The following is a 9044-nucleotide window of genomic DNA, read 5'->3' as shown; positions in this document are numbered from 1 at the left end:
TTTGTTTGCCATTGTGAATTCGCCCGTTTTTGACGATTCGAGCAGAGGTCCAGGTAGGACAATTCAACATCGTCTAATATCATTGCAAATTAAATTCTGTCTCTACTTTAGCAATTATCATTACTTTTGTGGCACCACCAGCAGATCGAAGGGACACCGAGGCATTTTCTACCGGAATTAGCAGCCAAGGAATTGATACCGCCACCAGATGTACTGTCAATGTCCAAAATTGAGGCGGGGCGCGTAACCCTAGATGAAAACAGCTTTAATCTTTATAGTTTGCTAGATTCTTTGACAGAAATGTTCGCAATCGAAGCCCAAGCTAAGGGCTTGGAGTTAATTTTTCAGCGCAGTCTTGACTTACCCCAATACATCTGGGCAGATGAAGGTAAGTTGCGTCAAGTATTAATTAATCTGTTGGGTAATGCGATTAAGTTTACGGCGACGGGGAGAGTAAGTTTACGCGCCTCTGTAATTGGCAACTCATTGCAGACAGAAGTTCTAACTCTCCACTTTGAAGTTGAAGATACAGGTATGGGAATCGCTCCCTCCGAGTTAGAAAAATTATTTAAACCTTTTGTGCAAACTCAAGCTGGGCAGAGATCTCACCAAGGTACGGGTTTAGGTTTATCTATTAGCCAGCAATTTGCCCGTTTAATGCGAGGAGAAATCGCTCTAAAAAGCATTCCCAGTCAAGGCACAATTTTCTCCTTTGATGTCCCCGTTAGCAGGGCGCAAAGGATTGAAGAAGTGGAAACCACAACCAAGCAACAAAAGGTTATTGGTTTAGCTCTAGATCAACCTACCTATCGCATCTTGGTAGTTGAAGATAAGAGCGATAATCGTCAACTATTAGTCAAACTTTTGACTTCCCTCGGCTTTGAAGTCCGCGAAGCTGAAAACGGACAAGTAGGGGTAAATATTTGGCAAACCTGGCAGCCGCACCTAATTTGGATGGATATGCGAATGCCTGTAATGGATGGCTACGAAGCTACTAGACAAATTAAAAGCCATGCCAATGGACAACCTATAGTTATTATCGCCCTTACTGCTAGTGCCTTTGATGAAGAACGAGCTTTAATATTGTCTACTGGATGCGATGACTTTGTTTGCAAGCCTTTTTTAGAATCAGTCATCCTTGAAAAAATGGCTAAGTATTTGGGGGTGCGCTACCTCTACGAAGATAGCCAACCAGAGGTCAAGGAAACTGCAAGCTACGTGCTAAAAATTCAAAGCTTAACAGTTATAGTTATGCCTCCAGAGTGGATAGCACAGCTACATCAAGCCGCCCTGCGTACGGATGAACAACAAATATTTAGCTTGTTGCAGCAAATTCCTGTACCAAATGCACCTTTAGCAACTGCCTTAGCTGAGGCGGTTAACAATTTTCGGATTGACAAAATCATCGACTTAACTCAACCAAGTGCAAAATGAATCACCAACAAGAAAAAGCAAATATTCTCGTTGTGGACGATAAGCCAGACAACTTGCGGCTTTTATCGGCTATGCTCACTCAACTAGGCTATGAAGTTCGCAAAGTAATTAACGGGCAAACGGCTTTGAAGACCGTGCAAGCGGCTCCACCCGACTTGATTTTGCTAGATGTGATGATGCCCGATATGAACGGTTACGAAGTTTGTCAACACCTCAAAGCTTCTCCATTAACAAGCGATATTCTAGTAATTTTTATTAGCGCCTTGGATGAGGTACTAGATAAAGTTAAAGCTTTTGCTGTTGGAGGAGTAGATTACATTACCAAACCCTTTAGTGAAGAAGAAGTTTTTGCTCGTGTAGAAAATAACTTGACAATTCGCAAGCTGCAAAACCAACTACAACTCCGCAATCTCCAAATGCAAAAAGAAATTTGCGATCGCCAAAAAGCTGAAGCGAGGCTAACCCAAAGCGAAGCAAAATTTCGCAATCTGTTTGAAAATGCCCCCGTTGGCATCTTTAGCGCCCAAATTACCGATGGTTTAATCGTAGAAGCTAATCAGCATTTTGTTGAAATGCTAGGTTACGCTCAATCGAGCGAAGTCATTGCCCACAAAACTCTTACAGAAATCTGTAACGATCAAAAGCTGGTACTAGCACTTCAAACCAAAGGCAAAATAGATAACTTTACAGCCCAGTTGCTTAGATGTGATCGCTCTATTATTCAAGTAAGGATTTGGGTGCGGGCAAATGTAGAAGCCAATTGCTGGCAGTGGGTAGTTATCAATCTCAGCAATGGTTCAAGTTAAACAAAGAGGCAGTTTACACATAGTACAATAGCCCAAAATCGCTCTATCTTAAGCAATAACGTTGTTTCCCCCAAACAAGATAGGGTAATATAGACGCGATTACGAATATAGATGACAGCTTCTCCTAAAGTCGATCGGTGGTTAAAACTAGGCTTACCCTTTCCTATAATTGTATTTAATGGTTGGCTGGCACTACAAGTTATTCAATACTTTCAACCACTTGTAACTATTTTTGTTTTAGCTGCGGTGTTGGCGTTTATACTCAACTACCCAGTGCAAGTGCTTCAGCAACGCGATATCAAACGCACCTATGCAGTTATCTTAGTTTTTCTAGTTAGCCTAGCGCTGTTGATTACTCTTAGTATTACTTTAGTGCCAATTCTTTTAGAGCAATTGAACGAAAGCTTACTACTACTACCCAAATGGATTGATTCGGGGACTCAAGAACTAAAAAATCTCAACAATTGGGCAGCAGCGCGGAATTTACCGATTAATTTCGATCGCTTAGTAACTCAACTAACCGAGCGCTTGCCTGATGAACTTCAATCTTTTGCCGAACACTTTGTTACTTTGGCTATAGGAGCGGTTGATAGCGTCTCTGAGGTAGTGCTAACTATAGTTTTGGCTTTTTACCTGTTATTAGACGGCGAACGAATTTGGCAATACTTGTTTAAGTGGTTGCCGCCTCATGTTGGGCAGGCAATCCAGAAATCGCTCCAGCAAAACTTTCAAAACTACTTTGTCGCCCAAATCGCCTTAGCTGGTCTAGTGGGGATAGCGATGACTGCAACATTTTTAATATTAAAGGTTCCTTTTGGTTTAATTTTTGGCTTAGCGATCGCCGTACTAACTTTAATTCCTTTCGGGGATGTGTTGGGGTTCAGCTTGGTTAGTCTACTGGTCGCCTCTCATGACTTTTGGCTAGGAATAAAAACTATAGTTGTCGCCGTAGCTGTCGATCAAGTCATCGATCAAGCGATCGCCCCTCGGTTGCTAGGAAGTTTTACAGGTCTTAGTCCCGTAGGGATTGTGGCGGCTTTGGCGGTAGGAACCAAATTTGCCGGATTGCTGGGGCTATTAATTGCTGTGCCTTTGGCTAGTTGTCTTAAGGACGTTTTAGACAACTGGCAAAACTTGGCAGAGGCGGCGATCGCCCAAACCACAGATTAAATCATTTTCTTTAGCTACAATTGCCGCAGAATTATCGAGGCAAGTCGCAGCTAATATAAATTCCTAGCAATTTTTAAAGCCTAGAAGCCCTGAAAATCTTCCTACTTCTATGGAGCAAAAACTCATACATCCCAAAATTAACTTTTAGCTAAGAAACCTTGGTATGGTTAGATTTGCTAACAAAAACGAAGCCAAAAGTAGACTGAGGACATTCTTATGCAAAAATAGAAAGATTGTTTAACAAGCACTTTTACTGAAAACTGGCATCTATTGCAGGTTTGGTGGAGAGAACTACTAGGTTACAGGTTTATGAAAGTTGGCGATAAAGTTCGGATTATAGAATCAATAATTGTTTACCATCACCCAGAGCATCGCAGTCAGGCTTTTGACCTCAAAGGCTCAGAGGGAGAGGTGATCGCCATTGTCACCGAATGGCACGGTAGACCTGTAAGTGCTAACTTGCCGATTTACGTTCAGTTTAGTAAAAAATTCAAGGCTCATTTGCGAGAAAACGAATTAGAAGTAATATCCTAGCGCTGCTTAGATCGAAACCAACTTAGTATATTTAGTTCGCCTCGCATCTGCTCTAGTTCTTGACGGTGCTTTTGGGCTACAGTGTAGTACCAATTGCCATAAGCCTTCATGGCATCGCGTGACTCCACTTCTCGGTAAAACTCGCTGGTAGAAGCGATCGCGGCAAAAGTTTCTTGAACGCTTCGTGGTGGAAGTACGGGGATAATCTGCTGGAGTTCTTCAGACATATTTGCATAAACTGTATTGTTGCAATTATAGAACTTGCTTTAGACAAGCTGGAGGTTCAGCAGCAAATTTATCCAAGCGTTACTATGTATTTGAAGCAAATAGTGCAAGCAAGATTTTAAGCAATGGCATCAGAACAAGCAGTTAAACAGTATCTTGCTTACTGGTTTCAGCTAGGCAAGAAAGTAATAGTAGGCAGCAGTGGCAAAGCCTTACTACCACAACCCATCATGCAGGGTGAAGCCTACAGTCAGGAATTTGAAAACTGTTGGCAGCAAGTGACATCGATCGATGGCGGAGCTAGTCACTTAGAAGGCACACCAGAAACGATTAGCGAGTTATTGACCGATACTTGGCACATCATGCCCTGCGCTCGTTGCACGATGCCCGTACCCCTGCTGAACGTAGGGATAGCGTCGTTAGGTTGCCCTTGCAACGATTTGAGTAATTGGCCCAACCCCGAATTACCCGCACCGCGATCGCCTGTTAATAGTCAAGCGGGGTTAACAGATATTGGCGATCGGGTGCAAAACCGCAATTGGGGAAAATAGTCAATCGCCTTTAGGCTGAAACCAACTCCAGTTCCCTTCTTCTCGGTACTTCATAGGTAAAAAAGTCGTAAGCCATTTGGGTATTGGGGAAAATAGCACGGGCTTCGGTGAGTAAATCCTTGAATTCAATTTTATTTCCAGGGGCGTAGCGCGGACTAAAGTGCGTCATAATCAACTGCTTTGCTCCTGCCGTTAAAGCTGTCTGCGCTGCCATTGTCGAAGTAGAATGCAAGCGCTGAAAAGCAAGATCGGCATCAACGTGAGCAAAAGTTGCTTCGTGAATTAGTACATCCGCATCCATCGCTAAAGCCACAGCATTATCGCAATAAACCGTATCCGTACAGTAGGCAATTTTCCGTCCTACCTCTGTTTCTCCGCACAAAGTTTTGCCGTCAATTATTCTGCCATCTAAGAGGGTGACTGTCTCTCCGCGTTTGAGTTGTCCGTAAACTCTCCCTGGGGGGATTTCAAGAGCTTTAGCTTTATCAATATCAAATCGTCCGGGGCGATCTTTTTCCGTTACCCGATAGCCAAAAGTAGTAACGCGATGGGTAAGCAAGTCGCAACTTACTGTAAATTCGTCATCTTCGTAAACTATCCCTGGTTGCACGGTATGGACTTGCACTGGATAGGAAAAATGAGTACCAGAGTAACGCCGACAAGCTTGGAGATATTCGTTAAGGTTAGGGGGACCATAAATATCAACGTGGCTGGTATTACCCGCCAAACCGCAGGTAGCCAAAAGCCCCATCAACCCAAAAATGTGATCGCCATGTAGATGAGTAATAAAAATGCGCGTCAGTTGACTAATTTTTAAGTCACTACGCAGAACTTGATGCTGGGTTCCTTCGCCACAGTCAAACAACCACAACTCGCCTCGTTGAGGTAAACGCAAAGCCACACTGGAAACATTACGCGCGCGAGTTGGTACGCCGGAACTTGTCCCTAAAAATGTAATCTGCACTTTATGTTAGTCAACCTTATTTGCGATCGCTATTTCCATGGTGGCACGGAGAGCAGAACAAAAAAAATATGTAACTTTTGCTTTTTGACGCATCTTTCTAACTATTTTCTCGTCAGTAGGATTGTTTTACTGCAACTTCCTAACTAATTAGCTTATATTAGTGTATTTGGAATTTTTATACTTTTGATATCCCCGACTTGGAGCCAAGCCTGCATGAAGAATTCCCGTTTATTACTGACCATTGTTACTCAATTTACAAAACGCCAGTGGTTGCTAACTCTGGTGCTGTGGATTGCCCTACTTGCCCCAGCGCAAGCAGCAGTAAAGTTGAGAGTTGCTGTTGAAAAAGGTGTCGAGCGGCTTAAGGTTGGTAGTTCGACCAATGCTGTAGTCAAGGATGTTTCGGGGCGAAAACTCGGCGATATTGCCGCCATGAATGCTTTTTATGCCTTCCCAAGTGAAGGCGGCGTAGGTGTAGATACAATGCGCTCTGGGGCGATGTGGATCGAGCCATTAGCAGGGGGTTACGTGTACGTAGGCGATCGTTGGTATCGGGGTGAAGTTTTAGTATTTCCCACAGGCAAAGGCTTAACAGCAGTTAACTATGTCGATCTCGAACAATACCTTTATAGCGTCCTAGGCAGCGAAATGAGCGCTAGTTGGCCCTTAGAAGCTCTTAAGGCTCAAGCAGTGGCGGCTCGTACCTATGCCATCTACAAGCAGCAAAAGGAACGCAATGCTCCTTACGATCTGGGTAACACCCAAGCATCTCAAGTTTATAAAGGTCTTGCTAGTGAATTTAGTAGTACCCAGGCGGCAGTAAAGGGTACGGCAGGACAAGTGCTAACTTACAACAATCAGTTAATTCTGTCGGTTTTTCATGCGTGTTCCGGCGGACATACAGAAAACGTAGAAGATGTTTGGTCAGAATCCTTGCCTTATTTGCGTGGCGTGCAAGACTACGACCAAGGGATAACTCAATGTCAGTGGGCAAAGAGCTTTTCCGGCGAAGAATTAACTAAGCGGCTTTCAGGAGTAGGGAACCTAGTTTCCATTAGCCCCACCCTTACCCCTTACGGCAGCATTAAGTTAATGAAAATTGTCGGCACGAGTGGTACGCGGGAGTTAAAGGGAGAAGCAGTACGCAACGCTTTAGGCTTAAAAAGTACGCGCTTTACTATTACTCAAGAACAAACAGGTTTACGCTTTGATGGGCGCGGTTGGGGTCATGGGCTAGGAATGAGCCAGTGGGGCGCTTATACCTTAGCGTCGCGAGGCATCAATTACAAGCAGATCTTGGGACATTACTACCGAGGTACTAAACTGGCTACGATTAAAACTAAATAAATATTCAAATAGTTTCAGGATTGCTTCTAGCCCTTTAACCTTTTAATGTCCAGATTCTCGTAATCGGCGCTGCCATTCAGCGTCAATTTGGGCTGAGTTTTCGGCTTCTTGGTCTAGCAGATCGTTTTCGGTGGTGTAGGCTAAATCCTCATTAGCAATCACGTTTTGGGCAGCAAATTGACGGGCGTAGGTAATTTTTTGTTGTACTGTAGGGTCAGCTAACTGCAAAGAGCGCTCTTGACGTTGGGCATTGCGGAGGCTAATTTTTGTATTGCGCCACTTTAGCCAAAAGTAACGCACCAAAGGCACACCAAGAAAAGCTACTCCATAACCCAATAGTAGCCAATAGATAGCTTGGACGAAGCCTACAAGCCCCCCAGCGGCTGCTACATCTGACAGCAAACTACCCAAGAATATTGCTCCGCCTAAGTTCAGCACTCCTAACCCAATACTTAGCCCTAGTTGCCCTGAACTTGCAGCACTAAAACGCTGAGGTAGTTCTTGTAAGTAAGGTGGTATAGCCAAACGCTGCTGTTGCCTTGAGGCGTAAGATTGCAACTCAGGAAATACATACACAATATGTCCTTCAGGGCTAACCGTGGGCTGTCCGTTAAACCTAGATAGCACGGGCAGCATATAATCTTCGTACTCTTGGGCGTATCCTGTGCCAATATCGTCTAAATAAGGCGCTATTTGCTCTCCTACCACTGCACTGCGATTGCTACGAATTACGGCGGCTATTTCTTTCTGACGGCGTTCTTCTAAGTCTGCATTTGGGTTGCCGTCGCCAAACAAAAACGAGAAAATTGCCTCAAAAAAGTTTAGCTGACTTTCTTCTTCTCGCCGCTCCTGGTAACGCCTGTCGTAGTCTGGAGAAAATACCCCATACCAATTAGGACCAATCCAGAAATAGGGCATAAAGAATGAACCGCCGCCGTCATAACCGCGATCGCTATTATTGTCATCGCTGCTTTGGTTCATCGCAGTCAAAATTACAAAAATAGTAACAATAATTAGGACAATGGACGCAAGTAATAGAACTCCAAAAGATATGCGAATCAAGTAAAACAATACTCGCCAAACTTTTTTCCACCACTCTTGCAGCCGCAAGCGCAAAAACTTGTTTCGCAAAATTGCCCGTAAGTTTTTGGGAAATAGATAAACAATTTCCCCCGTTTGGGCTACTTGCAAGTGTCCGCCGACATCGGTTGCTAAAGCTAGTAGTCCTTGCTCGGCTAAATTTACATTAAATCCTGCCTGGGTTGCGACATCGCCAACAGTGACGCGATAACCCAGTTTTTCCACAGCCTCCATGATGGCGGGATTTGGAGCCATGCCCTTCCCTCAAGTGAAATTATTTTGTCTATATCTAGTATAAAGTTCTATTTCTTGGGCGTTAGCTCTAGCATGGGGCAAAATCCGTACTTTTGTTCGCCACCAACTTTAAATTGAATCTAGTTTGTAGATATTTTGCTCCCAGTTTGCGCCATCAAAAGGAACTATTTCAAATTGAGATAATATATTTTCGCCATCAAGACAGCGCAGATTGACGCTGAAACCATCGGGATGCGATCGCGGTGTATAAAAGCTATGAATGCCACAAATTCGGCAAAATGTATGTTTGGCAACGCCTGTATTAAACGTATAAGTAGTTAACGCTTCCGCGCCTTGCAATAAAGTAAATCTTTCTGACGGGACGATTAAATGCAGAAAACCTTTTTTCAGACAAATCGAGCAGTTACATTCATCTACCTTATATTTATCTACAACTACTCGAAACCTTACCGCCCCGCAGTGGCAACCGCCTTCAAAAGTATCTAATGTAGTCATAACTAACGAGGAGTGCGGAGTTTTTCTAGCTTAGAAACACGAGCTTGCAATTTATTTACAGCAGTTCTTGATAGAGTAAAATACAGTTAAAGAGTAAACTCAACCTGAAGCCGAATGAAAGCATACTCTGTAGACCTGCGCCAGAAAGTTATTGATGCGTACAACCAGCGAGAGGGGTCACAG

Annotated in this window: 11 protein-coding genes; 6 read left to right on the top strand and 5 right to left on the bottom strand. The window is 43.7% G+C overall.

Going from position 1 to position 9044, the window contains the following annotated elements; genetic code table 11:
• Positions 1-79: 79 nt before the first annotated feature.
• Positions 80-220, bottom strand: a complete 141-nt coding sequence (locus AC2VE5_RS22440; RefSeq protein WP_486889897.1) for a hypothetical protein — start codon at positions 218-220, stop codon at positions 80-82.
• On the opposite strand from AC2VE5_RS22440, the gene AC2VE5_RS22435 reads away from it, so the two are divergent.
• From AC2VE5_RS22435 to AC2VE5_RS22420, 4 genes are all read left to right on the top strand, one after another.
• Complete coding sequence (locus tag AC2VE5_RS22435) at positions 220-1434, top strand: ATP-binding protein (protein WP_486889896.1); 1215 nt, start codon at positions 220-222, stop codon at positions 1432-1434. The genes AC2VE5_RS22440 and AC2VE5_RS22435 overlap by 1 nt on opposite strands.
• A complete protein-coding gene (locus tag AC2VE5_RS22430; RefSeq protein ID WP_486889895.1) occupies positions 1431-2240 on the top strand; it encodes a response regulator in 810 nt (269 codons plus the stop codon). The genes AC2VE5_RS22435 and AC2VE5_RS22430 overlap by 4 nt, the downstream gene beginning before the upstream one ends.
• 111 nt (positions 2241-2351) lie before the next feature.
• Entirely contained in the window at positions 2352-3410 is a 1059-nt protein-coding gene (locus AC2VE5_RS22425) for an AI-2E family transporter (RefSeq protein ID WP_486889894.1), read from the top strand.
• Positions 3411-3719: 309 nt separating this feature from the next.
• Positions 3720-3944: a ferredoxin-thioredoxin reductase variable chain gene (locus tag AC2VE5_RS22420; RefSeq protein WP_486889893.1), complete on the top strand. Its 225-nt coding sequence runs from the start codon at positions 3720-3722 to the stop codon at positions 3942-3944.
• Here the strand turns inward: AC2VE5_RS22420 and AC2VE5_RS22415 are convergent.
• Complete coding sequence (locus tag AC2VE5_RS22415; protein WP_486889892.1) at positions 3941-4171, bottom strand: hypothetical protein; 231 nt, start codon at positions 4169-4171, stop codon at positions 3941-3943. The genes AC2VE5_RS22420 and AC2VE5_RS22415 overlap by 4 nt on opposite strands.
• A gap of 123 nt (positions 4172-4294) precedes the next feature.
• On the opposite strand from AC2VE5_RS22415, the gene AC2VE5_RS22410 reads away from it, so the two are divergent.
• Positions 4295-4720 (top strand): hypothetical protein, encoded by a 426-nt coding sequence (locus tag AC2VE5_RS22410; RefSeq protein ID WP_486889891.1) that lies wholly within the window; start codon positions 4295-4297, stop codon positions 4718-4720.
• Positions 4721-4730: 10 nt separating this feature from the next.
• Here AC2VE5_RS22410 and AC2VE5_RS22405 read toward each other — a convergent pair whose 3' ends face one another.
• A complete protein-coding gene (locus AC2VE5_RS22405) occupies positions 4731-5684 on the bottom strand; it encodes a ribonuclease Z (RefSeq protein ID WP_486889890.1) in 954 nt (317 codons plus the stop codon).
• A gap of 213 nt (positions 5685-5897) precedes the next feature.
• Between AC2VE5_RS22405 and AC2VE5_RS22400 the strand changes: the two genes are divergently transcribed.
• Positions 5898-7031 carry a SpoIID/LytB domain-containing protein gene (locus AC2VE5_RS22400; protein ID WP_486889889.1) on the top strand — a complete coding sequence of 378 codons (1134 nt, stop codon included), beginning with the start codon at positions 5898-5900 and terminating at the stop codon, positions 7029-7031.
• 42 nt (positions 7032-7073) lie between these two features.
• On the opposite strand, the gene AC2VE5_RS22395 is transcribed toward AC2VE5_RS22400, so the two are convergent.
• Both AC2VE5_RS22395 and AC2VE5_RS22390 read right to left on the bottom strand, forming a co-directional pair.
• Positions 7074-8366: a hypothetical protein gene (locus AC2VE5_RS22395; protein ID WP_486889888.1), complete on the bottom strand. Its 1293-nt coding sequence runs from the start codon at positions 8364-8366 to the stop codon at positions 7074-7076.
• A 108-nt stretch (positions 8367-8474) separates the two neighbouring features.
• Positions 8475-8861, bottom strand: a complete 387-nt coding sequence (locus AC2VE5_RS22390; protein WP_486889887.1) for a GFA family protein — start codon at positions 8859-8861, stop codon at positions 8475-8477.
• Between the last annotated feature and the right edge of the window lie 183 nt (positions 8862-9044).

This window comes from Aliterella sp. E5.1 (assembly GCF_057473825.1).
The sequence above is the reverse complement of the archived record's forward strand: the minus strand, read 5'-3'. Positions and strand labels throughout refer to the sequence as shown.

Coding starts and splice junctions, on each gene's coding strand:
- AC2VE5_RS22435 (WP_486889896.1), top strand. CDS start 220: ATGTCCAAAATTGAGGCGGGGCGCGTAACCCTAGATGAAAACAGCTTT.
- AC2VE5_RS22430 (WP_486889895.1), top strand. CDS start 1,431: ATGAATCACCAACAAGAAAAAGCAAATATTCTCGTTGTGGACGATAAG.
- AC2VE5_RS22425 (WP_486889894.1), top strand. CDS start 2,352: ATGACAGCTTCTCCTAAAGTCGATCGGTGGTTAAAACTAGGCTTACCC.
- AC2VE5_RS22420 (WP_486889893.1), top strand. CDS start 3,720: ATGAAAGTTGGCGATAAAGTTCGGATTATAGAATCAATAATTGTTTAC.
- AC2VE5_RS22415 (WP_486889892.1), bottom strand. CDS start 4,171: ATGTCTGAAGAACTCCAGCAGATTATCCCCGTACTTCCACCACGAAGC.
- AC2VE5_RS22410 (WP_486889891.1), top strand. CDS start 4,295: ATGGCATCAGAACAAGCAGTTAAACAGTATCTTGCTTACTGGTTTCAG.
- AC2VE5_RS22400 (WP_486889889.1), top strand. CDS start 5,898: ATGAAGAATTCCCGTTTATTACTGACCATTGTTACTCAATTTACAAAA.
- AC2VE5_RS22395 (WP_486889888.1), bottom strand. CDS start 8,366: ATGGCTCCAAATCCCGCCATCATGGAGGCTGTGGAAAAACTGGGTTAT.
- AC2VE5_RS22390 (WP_486889887.1), bottom strand. CDS start 8,861: ATGACTACATTAGATACTTTTGAAGGCGGTTGCCACTGCGGGGCGGTA.